The following is a 21,066-nucleotide window of genomic DNA, read 5'->3' as shown; positions in this document are numbered from 1 at the left end:
CTACACCCTTCCCCAGGTGTTCCGGTCCCGGGCCGTCCCGTGCAGGGCCTCCACGTCCGCCGGTTTGAGGACTCCGCCCAGCCGGGCCAGGTCCGCCAGCTCGGTGTCGCGCAGGATGCGTACCCGGCGTGTCTCCGCGGTCACGGTCACGTCGGCCGGGGCGGTGAGGACCAGCACCGGGCGGACCTCGGCGGTCAGGGCGTACGAGGCGCGGTCGGCGTCGGCGCGCAGGCGGCGCAGCAGCGGCTCGGCCGTGTGGCGGCCGAGGGTGACCATGGGGTCGTCGACCAGGACGCGTGTCCTGCGGGCGTACAGGGCGTGGACGGCGAACAGGCCGCCGGGGCCGATCACCAGGTGGTGGATGCGGCCGCCGCCGGGCAGCGGGACGGAGTGCAGGGTGCGCCAGCCGGCGTCCTCCAGCCCGTCCAGTGCCTCGCCGGCGCTCTGCTCGGCGGCCAGGGCGCGCCGGCGGGGGTCGGGGCGCAGCCGGTGGGCGGGGCCGGGGTCGCGGTCGAGGGCGACGAGCAGGGCCTCTCCGGGGCGGTTGGGGGCCAGGTCGTCGTCCGGGTGCAGGGTCAGCCGGGCGAGTTCCGCGGGGGTCGGGACCGGGGGCGGGCCCACGGTGACCGGGCCGGTGAGGAAGGGGCGCAGGGCGTGCAGCACGGCGTCCCCGCTGTCCTCGCGGAGCAGGTTGACCCGGCCTGTCTCACGGTCGTACCAGGCGACGTTGCTTCCGTCCGCGCGGCAGACGTAAAGCCGTTCCCTGCCGTGCCGGCCGGCCGGCACCACGCGCAGTCCGCTCATGTGCCATCACCCCTCGACCATGGGAACAGGCGGGGTGCTCCCGGGGCAAGAGCGGTTACCGTGGAGGACGGCCCCGCGAGGGGAGTTGGGGAGGCGCCGGTGCGGTCCCGCGGAGAGCAGCCCGACGTACCGGCTCCGGAGAGCCCGTGGAACGAGATCGTGCCCGGCCTGTGGATGGGCGGGCACGAGTTCCGGGGCCGTTCCGGACGCCTGGAGTCCGCCGTCGTACGCGACGAGTTCGACGTGGTGCAGACCCTGCTGCGGCTGCCGGGGTACGGGCCCGATCCGGGCGTGGAGCACCATGTGTGGCCGATTCCGGACGGGCCGCTGGACGGGACGCAGCTCGCCGGGGTGATGCGGCTGGCGCGGGCGGCGGACGAGGCGCTGGACGCCGGCCGCCGGGTGCTGGTGCGCTGCTGTCACGGGTACAACCGGTCGGGGCTGGTCGTCGGGCACGCCCTGGTACGGCGGGGTGAGCGGGCCGACGAGGCGATCCGGCTGATCCGGGCCCGGCGCTCGGCGTGGGCGCTCCACAACGAGCTGTTCGTGGCGTACCTGCGGGTGGGCCTGGCGACCGTGCGGCTGCTGGAGGAGCTGGCCGAGTAGCGCCCCCGGCGGTACCGCCCCGAGCACCCCCGCACTGCACCCCCGGCGGTACCGCCCCGCCCATCCCCGCACCGCTCCGCCGACGCGCCGTGCGCCCCTCCCCCGGCGCCCCGTGCCGTGCGCGGAACGGGCGGTCGGCACAGGCTGGGCACATGTCCCCGCACACCCACGAATTAAGGTGGACGGGGATCGGACCCGACGCCCAGGAGCACCGTGCCAGCCCGCCGTCCCGCGCGCACCGCCCTCGCGGTGACCGCCGTCGCCCTGCTCACGGCGACGGCGGCGGCCTGCGGGGACACCGGCGGGCTGCGGGGCGCCGGGTCGACCCCGGCTGCCGTCGGACCCGTGAAGCTCTGGCCCGGGCTGCGTCCGGCGGCCAGCCCCGCCTTCCCGTACGACGTGGCGGTCAGGGAGAGGGTGAAGGGCGTGGCCGTGCCCGGGGACGACATCCGGAAGGTGGATCCGGTGGACGTCGTCGAGGCGGAGCTGGAAGCGCATCCGGACGACTACGGGCCGAAGGGCGCCTACCACGCCACCGTGGACCGGATGCAGGAGTGCCGTCCGGGGGGTGACCGCTCCCGCTGTCCGCTGCTGGAGCCGTACTACCGGGACCTCACCGGGGACGGCCGGCCGGACCTGACGCTGGGCTTCCGGTTGTATCCGACGAACCAGACGGGGGTGCGGGTCTACACCGTCGAGAAGCACGGGCTGGTGCAGGTGCTGGCCGACAACGACGCGATCACCGGGGTGGAGCTGGCCGGCCGGGCGCTGATCGAACGCTCGCCGGCCGACATCTCGGGCTACGAGTACCGCACCACCTGGGTGTGGGACCCGGGCCAGCGCTCGATGGTGTTCTCCCGCGACGAGTACCTGCACGTCGGTGACGGCCGGCACGGCAGGACGCCGTCCGCGTCCGCCTCCCCCTCGTCCCCGTCTGTGTCCCCTTCCACGAGCCGGCGATGAGGCTCGCGCTGCCCCACTGGGCCGGGACGCTCGCCGCCAAGGCCGCCGCGTTCATCACGGGGATGTGCTGTGCGCTGGCCGCGCTGCTCGGTGTGCTGGTCCACGTCTCGGTGACCGACCAGACCGTCGGGCAGGCCCGTGACCTGGCGCTGTCGCGGCTGACCGACGCCACCCGGGCGTACGAGGCGGGGGACACCCTGCTGCCGGGCGCCGCGGTGGATCCCGCGGGGCTGCCCGCGCCGCTGCGGACGCTGGCGGTGACCGGGGAGCGCGGCACGATGGTCTCGACGTACCGGGGGCGCCCGACCATGTGGGCGGCGGGGCCGGTGGCCGGGCGCCGGGCGTTGGCCGTGGAGGTCGACTACTCGCAGCAGTCCCGCACCATCGCCGCCCTCGACCAGTCGATCCTGTGGTCGTCGGGGCTCGCCATCGGGGCGACCGTGCTGGTCGGCGCGTTCGCGGTGACCCGGGTGACCAGGCGGCTGCACGACACCGCGCGGGTGGCCCGGCGGATCAGCGCGGGCGACCTGGACGCCCGGGTGGAGGACCCGCGGACGAAGGATCCGACCCGCCCGCAGGACGAGGTGGCCGCGGTGGCCGCGGCCCTGGACTCCATGGCCTCGTCGTTGCAGGGCAAGCTGCTGAGCGAGCAGCGGTTCACCGCGGACGTGGCGCACGAGTTGCGCACCCCGCTCACCGGGCTGCACGCGGCGGCGGAGCTGCTGCCGCCGGGCCGGCCGACGGAGCTGGTGCGGGACCGGGTGGCGGCGCTGCGCACGCTCACCGAGGACCTGCTGGAGATCTCCCGGCTGGACACCGGGCGGGAGCGGCTGGAGGCCGACACGGAGGAGCTGGGCGCTCTGGCCGGGCGGGTGGTGCGGGCGTCGGGTACGGAGACGGAGGTGCGGGTCCTGCGGGACGCGCGGGTGGAGACGGACCGGCGGCGGCTGGAGCGGGTGCTGGGGAACCTGGTGTCCAACGCGCACCGGCACGGCCGGCCTCCGGTGGTCCTGACGGTGGACGGGCCCGTGGTGGTGGTGCGGGATCACGGCGGCGGCTTCCCGGAGTACCTGGTGGCGCACGGCCCGCAGCGGTTCCGTACGGAGGGCGGGGCCAGGGGCCACGGGCTCGGGCTGACCATCGCCTCGGGGCAGGCGGAGGTGCTGGGGGCGCGGCTCTCGTTCGCCAACGCGGTGGACGGGGGCGCGGTCGCCACGCTGACGTTGCCCGGCGGCGGGTAGCGCTCGGGGCGCCGGTGCCTGGTGAGGCGCGGGGCGTGGGCGGGTCGCTCGCGCGGTATTGCCCCGCCGTGTCCGGGGCGTCGGCCCGTGCGCCGTCCCGTTGGGCCCAGCAAAAGAGGGCGGCCCTCCGGGAGGCCTTCTAATGTGGCGATTGGTCAGGTTCCGCCTTTTTCCCGGAGGTAACCCCCATGCGTCTGCGCCGCTCCCTCACCCGGTGTCTCGCCGTGGCCGTCGCCGGCGGGGCGCCGGCCGACGGCGCCGCGGTCGCGCCGGCGGTGGCCGATGACGGCCGGGGGCCTGCCGGTCCGGGGTCCGCACTGCGCGACGACGACCCCGGGCCCTGTCAGGGTGCCGTCACCGCCCGGGGCGGCCTGTGGCCGCGCGACTGGCCGGACCGGGGCAGCAGGCGGGTGCGGCTCGTGCGGGAGGGGGAGACCGTGTCGGTCTTCCGCAAGACGGGCGGCGAGCCCGTGCGCGGCAACCCGCTCTGGTACCTGCTCACGGACGGCACCTGCGCCTGGGGCCCGGCCGCAGGCACCTGGGCCTGGGGCCCGGCCGCCTGCATCCGGAACGTCGGCCCCGCGCGACGCTGGTGCTGACGCGGCCGCCGGACAGCACCCACAAGTCGTCCCGTTTCGGTAGGTTCCGGGCATGACGAAGGCCGGAACCACCGTGGCGGCGGCCCCCGCTCTCGTACGCGCCCCCCGACTCCCCCGGCGCCGGGGCATCGAACTCGCCCTGATCGTGCTGGCCGTCCTGCTGTCCGTGTACGGCTACTGCGCGGTGGGGCTGGCGCGCACCGGCTCCGTCCCCCCGGGTGCCGTCGGCTACGGCGCCGGGCTCGGCGTGCTCGCCCTGTTCGCGCATCTCGCGGTGCGGATCCGGGCGCCGTACGCCGATCCGCTGCCGCTGCCCATCGGGGTGCTGCTCAACGGGCTCGGGCTGGTGCTGATCTACCGGCTGGACCTGGAGACGCCCGGCGACCGGGCGGCCCCCACCCAGCTGGTGTGGTCCACGTTCGGGATCGGGCTGTTCATCGGTGTCGTCCTGGTGCTGCGCGACCACCGGATGCTCCAGCGGTACGCGTACGTGTGCGTGGTGGCCGCCCTGGTCCTGCTGGCGCTGCCGATCCTGTTCCCCGCGGTCAACGGCGCCCGGATCTGGATCCGGGTCGCCGGGTTCTCCATCCAGCCGGGCGAGTTCGCGAAGGTGCTGCTGGCGGTGTTCTTCGCCGCCTACCTGGCCGCCAACCGCAGCGCGCTCGCGTTCACCGGCCGCCGGCTGTGGCGGATGCAGTTCCCGACCGGCCGGGTGCTCGGGCCGATCGTGACGATCTGGGTGGTGAGCGTGGGGGTGCTGGTGCTGGAGCGGGACCTCGGGACCTCGCTGCTGTTCTTCGGGCTGTTCGTGGTCCTGCTGTACGTGGCCACCGGGCGGAGCGGCTGGATCGCGGTCGGGCTGCTGCTGGCGGTGGTCGGCGCCGTCGCCGTGGGGCGGCTGGAGCCGCATGTCAACGGGCGGATCGAGGACTGGCTGCACCCGTTCGCCACGATCGAGGCCGGGCAGGGGCCCAACCAGCTCGCCCAGTCCCTGTTCGCCTTCGCCGCCGGCGGGGTCCTCGGCACCGGGCTGGGGCTCGGGCACTCCGTCCTGATCGGCTTCGCCACCAAGTCGGACTTCATCCTGGCGACCGCCGGTGAGGAGCTGGGCCTCGCGGGTCTCGCGGCGATCGTGCTGCTGTACGCCCTGCTGGTGGAGCGCGGCTACCGGGCGGCCCTGGCGCTGCGCGAGCCCTTCGGCCGGCTCCTCGCGGTCGGGCTGGCCTCGATCGTGGCGCTGCAGGTGTTCGTGATCGCGGGCGGGGTCACCGGGCTGATCCCGCTGACCGGGATGGCGATGCCCTTCCTCGCCCAGGGCGGCTCCTCGGTGGTCACCAACTGGGCGATCGTGGCGCTGCTGATCCGGGTGAGCGACTCGGCGCGCAGTCAGTACGACGGCCGGGAGGCGCCGTGACCGAGTACGGGGGGCTGCCCGAGAACGGGCGCCCGATGGCGAAGTACATCCGGCACGCCTGCGCGTTCTGCGCCCTGCTGCTGGCCGCCCTGCTGGTCAACGCGACCCGCGTGCAGGTCGTGCAGTCCGGGCAGTACACGGGCAGTCCGGCCAACCGCCGCGCGACGATCGCCCGTTACCAGCAGCCGCGCGGCAACATCCTGGTGGGCGGCGAGCCGGTCACCGGCTCCGTGGACACCGGCGAGCAGCTGCGGTTCGAGCGCGGCTACGTGGACGGCCCGTTGTACGCGCCGGTCACCGGCTTCGCCTCGCAGACGTACGGCACCACGTTCCTGGAGCACGCCGAGGACGGGGTGCTCGCCGGCACCGATCCGATGCTGTCGCCGCTGCCGCTGTGGAACGACGTGACGCGCGCGCCGAAGCGTGGCGGGGACGTCGTGACGACCCTGGACCGCCGGGCCCAGGAGGCCGCGTACCGGGGACTGGCCGGCCGCAAGGGCGCGGTGGCCGCGCTGGACCCGGCCACCGGCCGCGTCCTGGCACTGGTGACCAGCCCGTCGTACGACCCCGCCGAGTTGTCCGGCAACAACGAGGCGGTGGCGTCGGCGTGGTCCCGGCTCAACAGTGACCCGGAGAAGCCGATGCTCAACCGGGCGGTACGGCAGACCTATCCGCCGGGGTCGACGTTCAAGGTGGTCACCGCGGCGGCGGCGCTGGACGCGGGCGTCGTCACGGACCTGGACGCGCCCACCGACTCCCCCGACCCCTACCGGCTGCCCGGCACCACGACCCGGCTGACCAACGAGGGCGAGGGCTGCCTGGACACCTCGGTGCGGGACGCCTTCGAGTGGTCCTGCAACACGGTGTTCGCCAAGCTGGGCGTGGACGTGGGCGTGCGGGACATGGCGGCCACGGCGCAGGCGTTCGGGTTCAACGACCCCGATCTGCGCATCCCGTTCTCCGTGGCGCCCAGCACCTTCGACAGCCGGGTGGACCGGGCGCAGCTGGCGCTGTCCTCGATCGGGCAGTACAACACGCGGGCCACGCCCCTCCAGATGGCGATGGTCGCGGCGGCGGTCGCCGACGGCGGCCGGCTGCGTCCGCCGTACCTGGTGGAGCGCACCACCCGGCACGGGGGCGAGACGGTCACCGGCAGCGCGGCCCGTCCGGGGCGGCAGGTGATGCGGCCGTCCACGGCGGCCCGGCTGAGGGAGCTGATGGCCGGCGTGGTCGAGGAGGGCACCGGCAGCCGGGCGGCCATTCCCGGCGCGATCGTCGGCGGCAAGACCGGCACCGCCCAGCACGGGGTGGGCAACACGGGGGTGCCGTACGCCTGGTTCGTCTCCTGGGCGCAGGCCGAGGACGCGCCGGAACCGCAGGTGGCGGTGGCGGTGGTGGTGGAGGACGCCTCGGCGGACCGGGGCGAGATCAGCGGGGGCGGGGACGCGGCGCCGATCGCGAAGGAGGTGATGCGGGCGGTTCTCGGAGGCTGAGACGGGGGGTACCGGTGGCGCGGGGGCCGACCTACCGTGCGCCCATGACGGAATCAGTGATCGCGTACGAACTCGCCCAGGTCAACATCGCCCGCCTCAAGTACCCGCTGGACTCTCCCGAGTTGAAGGACTTCGTGGACGCCCTCGACCCCGTGAACGCGGTGGCGGACACGGCGGACGGCTTCGTGTGGCGGCTCCAGGGCGAGGACGGGAACGCCACCGGCGTCCCCGTCCTCGGCGACGAGTGGCTGATCGTCAACATGTCGGTGTGGCGGGACACGGACGCGTTGACGGCGTTCATGTACCAGGGCCGGCACCGGGAGTTGCTCGCCCGGCGGCGGGAGTGGTTCGAGCGGCCCGAGGAGGCGATGACGACGCTGTGGTGGGTGCCGGCCGGCCACCGCCCGGCGGTCGCCGAGGCGGAGGACCGGCTGCTGCACCTGCGGGCGCACGGCCCGACGCCGTACGCCTTCTCGCTGCGGACGGCCTTCCCGCCGCAGGCGGCCGGGGAGGCGGTGGCGGCCGGGGAGGCGGTGGCCGTCAGCCGACCGGCTTGAGCATCTCGGCGCGGATTCTGAGGGCGTCGCGGGCGGCGGCGTCCAGGTCGATGTCGGCGGGGTCCTTCTTCTTCATGCCCACCGCTCCGACGATGGCCGCCGTGTTGCCGTCCGCCCAGGCGCAGACCGGGTAGGTGAGCGTCACGAGGGCGTTCTTCTGGATCAGCACCTCGCAGCTGACGGGCGTTTCCGCGCCGGACGGGGTGACGTCCCTCGCGGGCTCCCCGACCGTGACGCCGTCGGCCTCGGTGGCGCCCTTGAGCATCTTCCGCCGGACCGAGGCCTCGTTCTTGAACCGGCCGTACATCCCGGACACCAACAGCGAACCCTTGGTGTCGTCGCCGTCCGGGCTGTAGCGGGCGGTGACGGCGTGGATGTCCTTGGCGTCCCAGGCACCGTCGGCCTCCCGCTCGACCTTCTTGCCCTCGGTGCCGGAGTAGTCCTGGGCGAAGACGTACGTGCCGTCCAGCAGCGTGTGGGGCAGCGTGAGTTTGTTCTTCGCCTCGGGGAAGCCGCTCTCGGCCACCACCCCGAGCAGGACGAGCCCCACGACGCCCAGCGTGACGACACCGCCCACGATCCCGAGCACCAGACCCACCCGGCGCTTCTTCGGGGGCGGCCCCATGGGCGGCGCACCGCCCCAGCCGGGGTACGGCTGGGGCGGGTAGGGCTGCTGCGGGTAGGGCTGCTGCGCCGGGTACGGCTGCTGCTGCGGGTACGGCGAGCCGTACGGGCCCGGGGCCGGAGGGGGCTGCTGGCCGTACGGGTACTGCGACTGCGGAGGCATGGACACGCCAGCACGCTACTGCATCCGGGTGAGCGCACCGGCGCCGCGTCCGCGCCGCGGGATCAGGCGGTCACCGGCGCACCCCGGCCGGACAAGTCGTGCACGGGGGATTGACGAGCTTGCTGACACGCAGTCTCATAAGGGGCGAGACCACTACCCCCGGGTAACGAGGAGAGGGAGCCATGACGACCCTGACGGAAGAGGACGCACTGGACGGGCTGCGCGACGCGCTCGGCCTGCTGAAGGACCGGGAACAGGTGGCCGAACGCCTGCTCGTCTCTTCCGCCAAGCACTCCTTCGACCCGGACAAGGAACTGGACTGGGACGCGCCCCTCGAGGAGGGCAAGTGGTTCTGGCCCCCCGAGCTGGTGTCGTTGTACGGCACCCCGATGTGGCAGCGGATGGGCGAGGAGCAGCGGCTCCTGCTCTCCCGGCACGAGGCGGCGGCGCTGGCCTCGCTCGGCATCTGGTTCGAGCTGATCCTGATGCAGCTGCTGGTCCGGCACGTCTACGACAAGGCGGCGACGAGCGCGCACGTGCGCTACGCGCTCACCGAGATCGAGGACGAGTGCCGGCACTCGAAGATGTTCGCCCGGCTGATCACGCACGGCGGCACACCGTGGTACCCGGTGAGCCGGGCCCACCAGAACCTCGGCCGCCTGTTCAAGACGGTCTCCACGACTCCCGGCTCCTTCACCGCCACGCTGCTCGGCGAGGAGGTCCTGGACTGGATGCAGCGCCTGACGTTCCCCGACGAGCGGGTCCAGCCGCTGGTCCGGGGCGTCACGCGGATCCACGTGGTGGAGGAGGCACGGCACGTGCGGTACGCCCGTGAGGAGCTGCGGCGCCAGATGGTGACCGCGCCGAAGTGGTCGCAGGAGTTCACCCGGGTCACCTCCGGGGAGTTCGCCCGGGTGTTCTCGGTGGCGTTCGTGAACCCGGAGGTGTACACCAACGTCGGCCTCGACAAGCGGGAGGCCATGGCGCAGGTGAAGGCGAGCGGGCACCGGCGGGAGGTCATGCAGACGGGCGCGAAGCGGCTGACCGACTTCCTGGACGACATCGGGGTGCTGCGGGGCGTCGGCCGGCGGCTGTGGCGGTCGTCGGGGCTGCTGGCCTGACGCCCTCGTCCGCACGGCGATTAGGCTGCGGGGCATGACCCCGTCCGCCACTCCCGCCTACCGCCGGCTCAGCGTCGAGGAGCGGCGGCGGCAGCTCCTCGACGCCGCGCTCTCCCTCTTCGCGCACCGCGCCCCCGAGGACGTGTCCCTGGACGACGTGGCGGAGGCGGCCGGAGTCTCGCGTCCGCTGGTGTACCGGTACTTCCCGGGCGGCAAGCAGCAGCTGTACGAGGCGGCGCTGGGGTCGGCCGCGGAGGAACTGCGGCAGTGCTTCGACGAGCCGCGCGAGGGCCCGCTGCTGCCCCGCCTGTCCCGCGCCCTGGACCGCTATCTGGCGTTCGTGGACGAACACGACACCGGCTTCAGCGCGCTGCTCCAGGGCGGCAGCGTGGTGGAGACCTCCCGTACGACCGCCCTCGTGGACGGGGTGCGCCGGTCCGCCGCCCAGCACATCTGCCGGCACCTCGGCGTCCTCGACCCCGGCCCCCGGCTGCGGATGACCGTCCGCATGTGGATCACAGCCGTGGAGGCGGCGTCCCTGATCTGGCTCGACGAGGGCAAGCAGCCGCCGGCCGGGGAGCTGCGCGACTGGCTGGTGGAGCAGTTCGTGGCCGTGCTCACGGTCACCGCGGGCCGGGACCCGCAGACCGCCGCACTCATCGGCGCGCTCGCCGGGGATGGCCGAGACTGAACCCGTGAAGAGCCAGGACACCCCGTTCGAGGGCGGGCCCATGGACGGCCGCGTGCTGCCCGTGCTGCTCGGCCCCACCGGGCACCCCCCGAAGACGTACCGCATCCCCGTGCCGGACCCGGACGGCGGTCCGCCCACGGTGGTCGTCTACCACCGCGTGCCGCGCGGGCACAGCCGGAGGCTGGGACTGATCCAGGGATGGAAGTACCGGTACGCCCCCGAGGACCGGTCCGGGGGCCGGCCGAGGTGGCCCTGGTCCAGGCCGGACGTCACGCCGTCCGGCAAGCCGGACGACCCGAACGGGTGACAGGGCTGCGCCGAACCGCGCACGTGCGGGGCGCGCCCCGCACGCACACCCGCCCTGCTCGCGGTGCGATAAGCGGAAGTAATTTCTTCCGATGCGCACCCGAGGTGATGATGTGTCAGGAATGCTCCCGCGCCTGGCCTGCGCGGCCGCGGTGGCGGCCCAAGCTGTCCTCGTGCCCGTCCCCGCCGCCGCGACGCCGGTCCCACAGCCGTCCGTGGCACGTCTGCTGAGTGATCTCCAGCAGCTGTACCGGCAGACCGAACAGGCCACCGAGACCTACAACGCCACCACGGAACAGCTCGAACGGCAGCGCGCCGAGGTCGCCCGCCTGGACGGTGAACTGACCCGCGCCCGGCTCGCCCTGCAGGGCAGCCGGACCGATGCCGGGCTCCTGGCCCGGCAGCAGTACCAGAACAGCGGCGGCCTCGGTCCCTACGTCCGCGTCCTGTTCGCCCGCGACCCGCAGCACGCGCTGGACGAGGGCCACGTCATCGGCGAACTCGCCCGCGAACACGCCCGGACGGTGTCCCGGCTGGCCACCACGGAGAAACGGAAGGACACGCTGGCCCGCGAGGCCCGCAAGGCCCTCGACGCCCAGCAGACCCTCGCCGGCCGGCAGCGGAGCCAGCGCGACGACGTCCGGGCGCGACTGGCCGACGTGGAGCGCATGCTGGCCGGTCTCACCCCGGAGCAGCTCACCGCCGTGGCCCGGCTGGAGCAGCAGGGGGTCAGCGAGGCCCAGCGCAAGCTCACCACCGCGGGCGCCCTGCCCACCGGCCGCCCCGCCTCACCGGCGGGCCTCCGCGCGGTCGACTACGCCCTGAGCCAGCTCGGCAAGCCCTACCGGTGGGGCGCCCAGGGCCCGGACGCGTACGACTGCTCGGGCCTGACGTCCCGGGCGTGGTCCCTCGCGGGAACACCGCTCCCGCGTACCAGCCAGGAGCAGTGGGACCGGCTGCCGAAGGTCCCGCTGGACCAACTGCGCCCGGGCGACCTGGTGGTGTACTTCCCCGAGGCGACGCACGTGGCGATGTACGTGGGCGACGGCAAGGTCGTCGAGGCGCCGAGACCAGGCGAGAAGGTCACCGTCTCACCGATCGCCAGATACCCGATCGTGGGCGCCGTACGTCCTGATACGGGCGCGCGGGGCTAGTCGTTGCAGAACTGCTTCGCTGCGGCGGCCGCGCCCTTGTCGAACCCCGCTTCCCAGTTGGGATCCGGAGCGACATCCTGTTGCGGCATGTTCTTCTTGCAGTCCTTTCTCATGTCGGCAAAGCCCTGCCTGTAGCCCTGGCTGAACTGGTCCTGGGCGTTCTTCTTCTCCTGCTCCGCCACCGAGCCGCACTGCGCCTCGGTGCCGCCGACCTGCTGAGCGCTTACTGCACCCTCGGCACCGGTGATCGTCAGGGAGAAGTTTCCACTGGCGTCCGCTTTCGCGCTGCCGTCCGCGCCGTCGGATGAAGCGACGACTACGGTTCTGTTGGCTTTGAAATCCTTGCCGCTGACCTGGACGGTATTCGCAGCGGTCGCCCTCGCCACACTACAACTGGGCGTTGCCGCCACCGCTGTCGAGGCGGAGAACGTCATCGATCCCAGCGCCAGTGACGACACCGCCAGTGGTGCCAGCACAGCCAGACGCACACGTCGACCGTTCATGGGAACACTCCTACGTGGTTCGTCCCCCCTCCGGCCCCTGCCTTCCAGCGTCTCTCCGCGGGTGCGGGGTGTCAAAAGGGGGACGGACCCGCCGGAGCGCGGTCAGGCCCCGGCGACCGACGCCAGGTAGGCGGCCACCTTGTCCGGCTCGTAGAAGAAGTTCTCGAAGTCGGCCGGATCGTTGAACGCGTTGGCGAACCGGTCCGCCACCGGCTGGAGTTGGCCGGCCGCACCGATGAGGTCGAGCACGTGCTCGGGCGGCGGCGCCAGCATGGCGTTCGTCCACTTGGTGACGTGCTGGGCGGTGGCCCAGTACCGGTCGAAGGTGGCCCGCATCCACTCCTCGTCGAACGGTTCGTCACCCCGTTCCAGGATCGACGCGAGGTACGCGGCGGCGCACTTGGACGCCGAGTTGGAGCCCTGGCCGGTGATCGGGTCGTTCGCGACGACCACGTCGGCGACGCCGAGGACCAGGCCGCCGGAGGGCAGCCGGCCGATGGGGTTGCGGACGGTCGGGGCATACCGGCCGGCCAGCGTGCCGCCGGCGTCGGTCAGTTCGACCTTGGTGGCCCGCGCGTACTCCCACGGAGTGAACTTCTCCATGAGCTCCAGGGTCAGGGAGAGGTGCTCCGCCGGGTCCTTGACGCCCTTGAAGACGTCGAGCGGGCCGCCGGGTATGCCCTCCCAGAACAGGATGTCGGCACGGCCCGAGGTGGTCAGGGTGGGCATGACGAACAGCTCACCGACGCCGGGGACCAGGTTGCAGCGGACCGCGTCGAAGTCCGGGTGCTCGGGACGCGGGCCGAGCCCGTGGACGTACGCCACCGCCAGCGCGCGCTGCGGCTCGCTGTACGGGGAGCGCTCGGGGTCGCGGGCGAACATCGACACCAGTTCGCCCTTGCCGGCCGCGACGAGGACGAGGTCGTAGGCGCGGGAGAAGTAGTCGAGGTCGCCGACCGCCGCGCCGTGGATGACCAGCTGGCCGCCGCGCTGGGCGAAGGTCTCCATCCAGCCGGCCATCTTCACCCGCTGGTCCACCGACTGCGCGTACCCGTCGAGCCGGCCCACCCAGTCGATGGCCCGCTGCGTGGGGCCCGGGTCGTGCGAGCCGGGGGCCGCGACCGAGACGCCGAGGCCCTCGATCTTCGGGGCCTGGGACTCCCAGAAGTTCACCTGGAGATCGCGCTCGTGCCCCAGTGCCGTGTCGAACATGCACTGCGTCGACATGACCCGGCCGGAGCGGATCTCGTCCGCGGTCCGGTTCGACATCAGGGTGACCTCGTAGCCGTGCGACTGGAGGCCGAGGGCGAGCTGGAGTCCGGACTGCCCGGCTCCGACGACGAGTATCTTCCGCATGCGGGTGGTGGCTCCTTACAGGGACTACTCGGGTGTTTCGGCCAGCGCGTGGCCCACCAGGGCCAGGAGGGTCTCGATCACCGAGATCCGGCGCCGTGCGTCCATGATCATGACAGGGACGTGCGCGGGGATCGTCAGCGCCTCCCGCACGTCCTCCGGCTCGAACCGCTCACTGCCGTCGAAGTGGTTGACCGCGACGACGTACGGCAGTGCGCAGCTCTCGAAGTAGTCCAGCGCCGGGAAGCAGTCCTTCAGACGGCGGGTGTCCGCCAGGACCACGGCGCCTATCGCGCCGCGCACCAGGTCGTCCCACATGAACCAGAACCGCTGCTGGCCCGGCGTACCGAACAGGTAGAGCACCAGGTCGTCGTCGAGCGTGATGCGGCCGAAGTCCATGGCCACGGTGGTGGTCAGCTTGCCCGGGGTGGCGGACAGGTCGTCGGTGCCCTCGCTGGCCTCGGTCATCAGCGCCTCGGTCTGGAGGGGCGTGATCTCCGAGACGGAGGTGACCAGGGTGGTCTTGCCGACGCCGAAGCCCCCCGCCACCACGATCTTCGTGGCGACGGGGGCCCGGGTGCGGTCCGTCTGCCAGGACTTCAGGTCCTCGTCGGGCTCGGCGAAGCCGGCGACGAGGGGGATGCCTCCGACGGCGGAGGCGGCGGCGTCAGAGACGGCGGAGTCCACTCAGCACCCTTTCCAGCAGCGCGCGGTCCGGGCGGCCGGTGCCGTGCCCGGTCCCGGTGCCGTACACACGGATCTTTCCCTGGTCCGCGAGGTCGCTCAGGAGTACGCGGACCACGCCGAGCGGCATTCTCAGCAGCGCGGCGATCTCGGCCACCGTGCGCATACGGCGGCACAGTTCGACGATGGCCCGCATCTCCGGCATGACCCGGGTCGTGAGCGAGCCGTTCGTCAGTTCCCTGCGCTCCTCGGGGGCCTCCAGCGCGGCCACGAAGGTCTCCACGAGGAGGACGTGGCCGAAGCGGGTACGGCCGCCGGTCAGCGAGTAGGGGCGGACGCGGGCGGGTTTGCGGTCGCCGCCGCGGACGGGGAGTTTCGCAGTGCCGCTCATCGGGCGCTCCCGGTCGACTGGGACTCGAGTGACTGCCGTAGCTCCGAGCGGAGTTCCGGGGTGAGGACATGGCCGGCGCGGCCGACGAACAGTGCCATGTGGTAGGCCACCACGCTCATGTCGCACTCGGCGGAGCCGTGCACGCCGAGCAGCGAGCCGTCGCTGATCGACATCACGAACAGGCTGCCCTCCGCCATGGCGACCATCGTGTGTCTGACCCCGCCGAAGTCCATCAGCTTGGCGGCTCCGACGGTGAGGCTGCCGATGCCGGAGACGATGGTGGCGAGGTCGGCGGCGGACCCGCGGGGGCCCTTCGCCGGGCTCGCCCGGCGGGACTGCTCGGTGTGTCCGGGATCGGACGAGAGCAGCAGCAGGCCGTCCGAGGAGACCACGGCGACGGACTGGATGCCGGGTACTTCCTCGACCAGGTTGGTCAGCAGCCAGTGCAGGTTGCGGGCTTCGCTGCTCAGCCCGTAGGTAGTGGGCGCGGTCAACTGCTTGCCTCCTCGGCTGTGCCCCCCGTGGCTTCTGTGGTGTGCGCGGCGATCTCCGCCTCCACGTCGCGGTAGCCGGCCTCGGCTCCCCGGCGGAACCCGCCGAGCCTGCGGCGCAGGGCGTCGGCGTCGACGCTTTCGGTGCGCTGGCGGGGCGGTGCCGCGGGCGCGGTGATCCTGGGCGTGCGCTTGGGCAGGCCCTTGCTGGTGACCACCTCGGCTTCGTCCTCGGTGGGGTCGTTCGTGCCCGCGCCGGTGGTGCGGGTGTCGTCGCCGGGCCCGTGCGGCCCCTGCGGGCCGTCCCGGTCGTCCCGGCCACCGGCCCCCGAAGGCGCCCCTGGCTCGGCTTCCGGCCGCCCGGAGTCGTGCTGGGGGACTTCCGGCCGCGCGGGCCGCGGGCCTGCGGTTCCCGGTGCGGCGGTGCCGTGCTCGGTGGTGGCCGGCCCGGCGGTGCCGTGCTCGGCCTGCGACAGCTCCGGGAGCAGCAGCTCCATCGTGGTCTCGGCGGGGGTCTCCGCCGGCGCCTTCGGCCGCGTCGGCGCATCCGCCGCGCGCCGCTGCCCGGGGGTCTCCGCCCGGGTGTGCGTCTCGGTGTCCTCGCGCTCCGGCTCCGGCCCGGTCTCCCGCGCCTCCCCGGTCTTCTCCTCGGTCTTCTCCCCGGACTTCTCCGCCGTACCGCCGGAGGCCCGGGCCGCCTTCTCCGCCAGCGCGACCAGCGGGTCGGTGTCGGTGGCGCGGCCGTGCAGGACGTTGGAGTTGGCCTCGGCGTCGGCGCCCGGCAGGGAGTAGGTGCCGGTGCCGCTCATGGATGCGGACTGCGGCGGCAGCGCGGCCGACGGGGCCTCGGTGAGGAGGGAGGCCGGGAGCACCACGACCGCGGCGATGCCGCCCTGCTTCTGCTCGCGCAGCCGGACGCGGACGCCGTGGCGCTGGGCGAGGCGGGCGACGACGTAGAGGCCGAGCCCCAGGTTCTCGCCGGCCTCCTGGTCGTAGGGCGAGCCGGGGTCGAAGTCGGTGAGGCGGGCGTTGAGGCGGGCGAGGCGCTCCTCGGTCATGCCGATGCCCTCGTCCTGGACGGACAGCATGACCTCGCCGGATTCCAGGAGCCAGCCCGAGACCTCCACGGGCAGGTCCGGCGGCGAGAACGACGTGGCGTTCTCCATCAGCTCGGCGAGCAGGTGGGAGAGGTCGTCCGCGGCGAATCCCACGAGGTGCGTGTGCGGGGGCAGCGCCGCGATGCGGACGCGTTCGTAACGCTCGATCTCGCTGACCGCCGCCCGGACCACGTCGACCAGCGGGACCGGGCCGGGGTGCTGCTGGACGTGCTCGGTGCCGGCGAGGACCAGGAGGTTCTCGCTGTGCCGGCGCATGACCGTGGCGAAGTGGTCGAGTTTGAAGAGCGTGGCGAGGCGGTCGGGATCCTGTTCGCGGTCCTCCAGGCCCTCGATGACCGCCAGCTGGCGCTCGACCAGGCCCAGGGTGCGCAGGGCCAGGTTGACGAAGGTGGAGCCGATGCTGGTGCGCAGGCGTTCCAGCTGGGCGGTGGACTCGGTGAGTTCGGAGCGCAGTTCCTCGCGGGCGTCGGCCATCTTCTGCCGCTGGCCCACCAGGTGCTTGCGGTCCGTCTCCAGGGTCCCGACCCGCTCGTGCAGGGTCACGGCGTGCGCGTGCAGGGCGTTGACCGAGCGGACCACCTGGGCGAACTCGTCGTTGCGGCCGGTGAAGGCGATCGGCTCCTGGGCCGCCGGGTCCTCGGCCCCGGCGAGGCGGGCGGAGCCGCGGCGCAGGACCGAGAGCGGGCGGGTGAGGGTGCGGGCCATGGCCGCGGCCACACCGATCGCGACCAGCATCAGGGCGCCGAGGACCGCGACGCGGATCTCCAGGGCGGTGACGTCGTCGTCCCGGAGCCTGGCGAGGTCCTTGGTGCGGTGGTCGTAGAGCGCGGACTCGGCGCCGCGCATCAGGTCGACGCGGGCGGACAGGGCCGTGTCCAGCTTCTTGGTGCTGGTGGTCAGCTCGCTGTCGGCGAGGGTGGGCTGGTCGGTCAGCGTGGCCAGGTACTTCTCCGCGGAGTTGACCTCCGGGCCGGTGACCGTGGAGTCGTAGGAGTCCACGGCCGCCTTGGGCGCGGTCCCGCGGAAGCCGGCGAGGGCGGCGTCGGCGCGCAGCCGGGCCTGCTGGGCGGCGACGGTGAGCGCGTCCCGCTGCCTGCCCTCCGCGTCGGTGGTGGTGGCGGCCGTGGCCGGCAGGCCGGTGGCGGGGTCGATCGCCGTCCCGGAGTGGGACGGGACGTTCAGCGCGGCCAGCAGCAGGCCGCGGGCGGCGGCGGACTGCTGGACGGCGGAGTCCAGCTGGGCGAGGGCGTGGGCCCCCGAGCCGGCCCGCGGGGGCGTCCGCTCGGCCAGCTGTTCGGCGAGCCGGTGCAGCGCGGTGATCGTCTCCGAGTACGCCTGGTGCGCCTGGAGGGCGGTGGTCTTGCCGGTGAGGGCCGCGCGCCGGACGGCGTCGATGCCGCCGAGGCCGGTGCGCAGGTCCGCCGGGGTGTCGGTGTCGGCGCGCAGTTCCCCGACCTGCCGGTCCACGCGGGCGCTGCGGTCCTCGGCGGGCGCCTTGGACCGGGGCCGGCCGGCCGCGATGTAGGAGGTGACCTCGTCACGCTCGTCCGCGAGGGAGTGGGCGAGCGTGAGCGCGTCCTGGGTGCGGGCGGCGAGGGTCACCAGGTCCTGGGAGTCGCTGACGTCCTGGGAGGCGGTGAGCACGGCGGGCGCGCCCGCGCCGGCCACGGCGGCTGCCACCACCGCGACGGCGACGATCAGCCGGTTGCGCACATGAGTGGGGCGGCCGGTGCCCACGGGTGTCTGCGGGGCGGTCCCCGCGGGGGCCGTCTGACTGCCTGTGCGCCGAGGCCGTTTCATCTGCACCGGTGCTCGCATTCCTGAACTCGTCTACCCAGGGCCCGGGTGGCACCCCGTCATCTCGGTGCCAGGTGGTGCGTACACCCGGTTCGTACGGTTCCCGACCCTCCCAGCGCCGGTGGGCAGTGGTCGCGCATCACCTGACCCGCCACCCGAAGGAGTGAACATCGGAGGGGAGTTGACGGGCAAGTTCCTCTGGCCAGTGCGGGGGTCTTGTGCGGTGGGCCGGTTGGACGCGCGCGGCAGGCTTTGGCAGTATTCGCCACCACGCCTTCCCGGAGTGGATCATTCCCCCCCAAATCAGGCGTCTGACCTGCGGGGTCATCGGAAATCACCACCGCTTGCCAGCCTTTGGCGGAGCGTGTGAAGGGGTCGTGCAGACTGGCCGGATGCGCACTGATCTCGTTTCCGAACCCGGCGACGCGACCCGCCCCAACGAGGACTTCGCCGGTGTCGGGCTACCCGCCTGCGGACAGGGAGGTTGCGTCATCGTCCTGGACGGAGTGACTCCGCCCGGCGGCGGGACGGGCTGTCTGCATTCCGTCCCGTGGTTCACCGCGCGGCTGGGTGGCGCATTGACCGAACTGACCCTTTCCGGCCGAGATCTGACGCTGCCGGAGATACTCGCGGCGGCGATCCGGCGCACCGCGGGTGCCCACGCGGCCACCTGTGACCTTTCTCACCCACGCACGCCTCAGGCAACCGTCGCCCTGGCCCGCTGGTCCGCCGCCACGGTGGAGTACCTGGTGCTGTCCGACTCCGCCCTGCTGCTAGGGGGCCCCGACGGCACGGTCACGCCGGTCCTGGACGACCGGCTCGCCCGGCTGCCCCGTGCCGCGCTCGCCACGGAGGCCCTGGTCGACGCGCGCCTGCGCAACCGGGAGGGCGGCTTCTTCACTGCCGCAGCCGACCCTGCCGTGACCGCCCGGGCGGTCACCGGCACCCTGCCCCGAAGCGAGGTCCGGGCGCTGGCCGCGCTGACGGACGGCGCGACCCGCTGGACGGAGACGTTCCGCGAGGGCGACTGGGCGGCCCTGTTCGACGTGGTCGCGAAGGAGGGCGCGCGGTCGCTGGTCGACCGGGTGCGGGCGCTGGAGGACGCGGACCGGGTGGAGCGGGCGTTCCTGGGGCGCGGCAAGACGCACGACGACGCGACGGTGGTGTACGCGGAGCTGTGACGGGGCGTCGCGGTGGTGCGGTGCGGGGGCCCTGCCGGTGTCACGGCGGTGGGGCGCGCCGGCCGCGCCCGGCGTCGCGGCGGCGGCGTTGCGCGGACCGCGCCGGGGTCTGTGCGCGGGGCCCTGCGGGGACCGGTGGGCGCCACTCCGCCATGGCCGCTCGTCCATGGCCGCTCCCCCATGGCTACTTCTCCATGCCGCCGTTCAGCTCGTGGAGCAGCCGGGCCAGTTCGGCGACCTCGCGACGGTCCCAGTGGGCGAGCTGGCGGACGTAGCGGGCGCGGCGGGCCTCGCGGACCGTGCCGACGCGGCGGCGGCCCTCGTCGGTGAGGGTGACGAGCCAGGCGCGGCCGTCGGCGGGGTCGGGCTCGCGGGCGATCAGGCCGAGTTCCTCCAGGGCGCGCAGCTGGCGGGACATGGTGGCCTTGCCGACGCCGATGTAGGCGGCGAGTGCCGTGGCCCGCTGCCCGCCTAGTTCGTCCAGCCGGATGAGCAGGCCGTAGGCGGAGGACTCCAGGTCGGGGTGGACCGCGCGGGCCATCTCCCCCTGGCTGGCCCGGGCACGCCGGAGCAGCACGGTCAACTCGCGTTCCAGTGCCAGGAACTCCTGGTCCGCGCCACCGGGTGTCGCCTGGCCGACGGCGCGACGCGCGCCACCGTTTCCGTCGTCGTGCACGTCAGCACCCCTGATCGGTTTCGCTGTCCTGAAAGTTTCTGCCGTACGTCGTCATCACCGCAGCTCCGTCAGTATTTCGCAGGCGTAGACCAACGGCGTCCTCCGGACCCCCTTCCCACCCCTTATCTACGTGCGTAGCTTTTTTACGAGGCAACCAATGGCATGCCCACGCCATCGGACCGGTGGTCCGCGCCTCGTCCCCCACTTCACTCCCCCGGAGGCACGTCATGGCCGTGCTCAGACCCGGTTCCATCCGCTCCCCCCGCCCGCGCCCCCTCGCCGGCCTCCTCACGACCCTGCTCGCGGCACTCTCCCTCACGCTCCCGCTCACCCCCGCGCACGCCGCGACCACGCCCACCCGCGGCTCCGCCCACCTCGGCATCGGCGTCCTCGCCCACGACGGCCGGGACGGCACTCCCACCACCGGTGACGCCACGCAGACGGAGGGTGTGGACGTCTCCGCCCACCAGGGCAACGTCGCCTGGTCGACCCTGTGGAACAGCGGGGTGCGCTGGGCGTACACCAAGGGCACGGAGGGGACGTACTACACGAACCCGTACTTCGCCCAGCAGTACAACGGCGCGTACAACGTGGGCATGATCCGGGGCGCCTACCACTTCGCCACCCCGGACACCACCAGCGGCGCCACCCAGGCCAACTACTTCGTCGACCACGGCGGCGGCTGGTCCCGCGACGGCAGAACCCTGCCCGGCGTGCTCGACATCGAGTGGAACCCCTACGGGGCCGCCTGCTACGGCAGGACCGCGAGCCAGATGGTCAGCTGGATCGCCGACTTCGTCAACACCTACAAGGCGCGCACCAGCCGATACCCCGTCATCTACACGGCCGCCAGCTGGTGGACCCAGTGCACCGGCGACTACAGCGGCTTCGCCGCGAACGATCCGCTGTGGATCGCCCGCTACGCCGCGGACCCGGGGACGCTGCCCGCCGGATGGCCGTACTACACGATGTGGCAGTACACCTCCTCCGGGCCGACCGTCGGCGACCACGACAAGTTCAACGGGGCGCTGGACCGGGTCCAGGCCCTGGCCAACGGGTAGCGGTCACCCGACCGGCCGCGGGACGGCGCCACCGGGACGCCGGGTCCAGGTCGCCACCAGGACCCGGTTCTCCCC

The 21,066-nt window shown here is 73.3% G+C and carries 22 protein-coding genes; 13 read left to right on the top strand and 9 right to left on the bottom strand.

The features are described 5' to 3' along the window. Window positions 1-804 carry a nuclease-related domain-containing protein gene (locus ACF1BE_RS17560; protein ID WP_392199919.1) on the bottom strand — a complete coding sequence of 268 codons (804 nt, stop codon included), beginning with the start codon at window positions 802-804 and terminating at the stop codon, window positions 1-3. A gap of 99 nt (window positions 805-903) precedes the next feature. Here ACF1BE_RS17560 and ACF1BE_RS17555 point away from each other — a divergent pair, with 99 nt between their 5' ends. From ACF1BE_RS17555 to ACF1BE_RS17525, 7 genes are all read left to right on the top strand, one after another. Continuing rightward, window positions 904-1,410: a protein phosphatase gene (locus ACF1BE_RS17555; RefSeq protein ID WP_392199918.1), complete on the top strand. Its 507-nt coding sequence runs from the start codon at window positions 904-906 to the stop codon at window positions 1,408-1,410. Window positions 1,411-1,623: 213 nt separating this feature from the next. Then, on the top strand, window positions 1,624-2,373 hold the full coding sequence (locus tag ACF1BE_RS17550) for a hypothetical protein (RefSeq protein WP_392199917.1): 750 nt from the start codon (window positions 1,624-1,626) through the stop codon (window positions 2,371-2,373). Continuing rightward, complete coding sequence (locus ACF1BE_RS17545) at window positions 2,370-3,614, top strand: ATP-binding protein (protein WP_392199916.1); 1,245 nt, start codon at window positions 2,370-2,372, stop codon at window positions 3,612-3,614. The genes ACF1BE_RS17550 and ACF1BE_RS17545 overlap by 4 nt, the downstream gene beginning before the upstream one ends. A gap of 188 nt (window positions 3,615-3,802) precedes the next feature. Further along, window positions 3,803-4,213, top strand: a complete 411-nt coding sequence (locus tag ACF1BE_RS17540; protein ID WP_392199915.1) for an SH3 domain-containing protein — start codon at window positions 3,803-3,805, stop codon at window positions 4,211-4,213. A 52-nt stretch (window positions 4,214-4,265) separates the two neighbouring features. Further along, window positions 4,266-5,627 carry an FtsW/RodA/SpoVE family cell cycle protein gene (locus ACF1BE_RS17535; protein ID WP_392199914.1) on the top strand — a complete coding sequence of 454 codons (1,362 nt, stop codon included), beginning with the start codon at window positions 4,266-4,268 and terminating at the stop codon, window positions 5,625-5,627. 35 nt (window positions 5,628-5,662) lie between these two features. Further along, window positions 5,663-7,120, top strand: coding sequence for a penicillin-binding transpeptidase domain-containing protein (locus tag ACF1BE_RS17530; RefSeq protein WP_392200051.1), 1,458 nt, complete (start codon window positions 5,663-5,665; stop codon window positions 7,118-7,120). 44 nt (window positions 7,121-7,164) lie between these two features. Next, window positions 7,165-7,677 carry a DUF3291 domain-containing protein gene (locus ACF1BE_RS17525; RefSeq protein WP_392199913.1) on the top strand — a complete coding sequence of 171 codons (513 nt, stop codon included), beginning with the start codon at window positions 7,165-7,167 and terminating at the stop codon, window positions 7,675-7,677. Here ACF1BE_RS17525 and ACF1BE_RS17520 read toward each other — a convergent pair. Continuing rightward, a complete protein-coding gene (locus ACF1BE_RS17520) occupies window positions 7,661-8,464 on the bottom strand; it encodes a hypothetical protein (protein WP_392200050.1) in 804 nt (267 codons plus the stop codon). The two genes, ACF1BE_RS17525 and ACF1BE_RS17520, sit on opposite strands and share 17 nt — an antisense overlap. A 182-nt stretch (window positions 8,465-8,646) precedes the next feature. Here ACF1BE_RS17520 and ACF1BE_RS17515 point away from each other — a divergent pair, with 182 nt between their 5' ends. The 4 genes from ACF1BE_RS17515 to ACF1BE_RS17500 all read left to right on the top strand — a co-directional run bounded on the left by ACF1BE_RS17515 (window position 8,647) and on the right by ACF1BE_RS17500 (window position 11,736). Then, the gene (locus ACF1BE_RS17515) at window positions 8,647-9,585 is read left to right on the top strand and encodes a diiron oxygenase (protein ID WP_392199912.1); all 939 of its coding nucleotides are present in this window, start codon (window positions 8,647-8,649) and stop codon (window positions 9,583-9,585) included. A gap of 34 nt (window positions 9,586-9,619) precedes the next feature. Further along, window positions 9,620-10,276, top strand: a complete 657-nt coding sequence (locus ACF1BE_RS17510) for a TetR/AcrR family transcriptional regulator (protein ID WP_392199911.1) — start codon at window positions 9,620-9,622, stop codon at window positions 10,274-10,276. A 4-nt stretch (window positions 10,277-10,280) separates the two neighbouring features. Further along, window positions 10,281-10,583 (top strand): hypothetical protein, encoded by a 303-nt coding sequence (locus tag ACF1BE_RS17505; protein WP_392199910.1) that lies wholly within the window; start codon window positions 10,281-10,283, stop codon window positions 10,581-10,583. A 112-nt stretch (window positions 10,584-10,695) separates the two neighbouring features. Further along, a complete protein-coding gene (locus tag ACF1BE_RS17500) occupies window positions 10,696-11,736 on the top strand; it encodes an NlpC/P60 family protein (RefSeq protein WP_392199909.1) in 1,041 nt (346 codons plus the stop codon). Here ACF1BE_RS17500 and ACF1BE_RS17495 read toward each other — a convergent pair. From ACF1BE_RS17495 to ACF1BE_RS17470, 6 genes are all read right to left on the bottom strand, one after another. Then, window positions 11,733-12,239 carry a hypothetical protein gene (locus tag ACF1BE_RS17495; RefSeq protein WP_392199908.1) on the bottom strand — a complete coding sequence of 169 codons (507 nt, stop codon included), beginning with the start codon at window positions 12,237-12,239 and terminating at the stop codon, window positions 11,733-11,735. The two genes, ACF1BE_RS17500 and ACF1BE_RS17495, sit on opposite strands and share 4 nt — an antisense overlap. 102 nt (window positions 12,240-12,341) lie before the next feature. Further along, window positions 12,342-13,595, bottom strand: a complete 1,254-nt coding sequence (locus ACF1BE_RS17490) for a styrene monooxygenase/indole monooxygenase family protein (protein ID WP_392199907.1) — start codon at window positions 13,593-13,595, stop codon at window positions 12,342-12,344. Window positions 13,596-13,619: 24 nt separating this feature from the next. Beyond that, complete coding sequence (locus ACF1BE_RS17485; protein ID WP_392199906.1) at window positions 13,620-14,279, bottom strand: ATP/GTP-binding protein; 660 nt, start codon at window positions 14,277-14,279, stop codon at window positions 13,620-13,622. Continuing rightward, window positions 14,260-14,667, bottom strand: coding sequence for a DUF742 domain-containing protein (locus ACF1BE_RS17480; protein ID WP_392199905.1), 408 nt, complete (start codon window positions 14,665-14,667; stop codon window positions 14,260-14,262). Before ACF1BE_RS17480 ends, ACF1BE_RS17485 begins: the two co-directional genes overlap by 20 nt. Then, window positions 14,664-15,161, bottom strand: a complete 498-nt coding sequence (locus ACF1BE_RS17475; protein ID WP_392199904.1) for a roadblock/LC7 domain-containing protein — start codon at window positions 15,159-15,161, stop codon at window positions 14,664-14,666. The genes ACF1BE_RS17480 and ACF1BE_RS17475 overlap by 4 nt, the downstream gene beginning before the upstream one ends. After that, window positions 15,158-18,094: a nitrate- and nitrite sensing domain-containing protein gene (locus tag ACF1BE_RS17470; RefSeq protein ID WP_392199903.1), complete on the bottom strand. Its 2,937-nt coding sequence runs from the start codon at window positions 18,092-18,094 to the stop codon at window positions 15,158-15,160. Before ACF1BE_RS17470 ends, ACF1BE_RS17475 begins: the two co-directional genes overlap by 4 nt. Before the next feature lie 371 nt (window positions 18,095-18,465). Between ACF1BE_RS17470 and ACF1BE_RS17465 the strand changes: the two genes are divergently transcribed. Further along, window positions 18,466-19,254, top strand: a complete 789-nt coding sequence (locus ACF1BE_RS17465; protein WP_392199902.1) for a protein phosphatase 2C domain-containing protein — start codon at window positions 18,466-18,468, stop codon at window positions 19,252-19,254. A gap of 184 nt (window positions 19,255-19,438) precedes the next feature. Here ACF1BE_RS17465 and ACF1BE_RS17460 read toward each other — a convergent pair whose 3' ends face one another. Next, a complete protein-coding gene (locus ACF1BE_RS17460) occupies window positions 19,439-19,930 on the bottom strand; it encodes a MarR family winged helix-turn-helix transcriptional regulator (protein ID WP_392199901.1) in 492 nt (163 codons plus the stop codon). A gap of 227 nt (window positions 19,931-20,157) precedes the next feature. Here ACF1BE_RS17460 and ACF1BE_RS17455 point away from each other — a divergent pair, with 227 nt between their 5' ends. Next, the gene (locus ACF1BE_RS17455) at window positions 20,158-20,991 is read left to right on the top strand and encodes a lysozyme (RefSeq protein WP_392199900.1); all 834 of its coding nucleotides are present in this window, start codon (window positions 20,158-20,160) and stop codon (window positions 20,989-20,991) included. Window positions 20,992-21,066: the final 75 nt, after the last annotated feature.

Origin of the sequence: Streptomyces sp. NPDC014991, assembly GCF_043080665.1 — a bacterium.
Classification (GTDB): domain Bacteria; phylum Actinomycetota; class Actinomycetes; order Streptomycetales; family Streptomycetaceae; genus Streptomyces.
The sequence above is the reverse complement of the archived record's forward strand: the minus strand, read 5'-3'. Positions and strand labels throughout refer to the sequence as shown.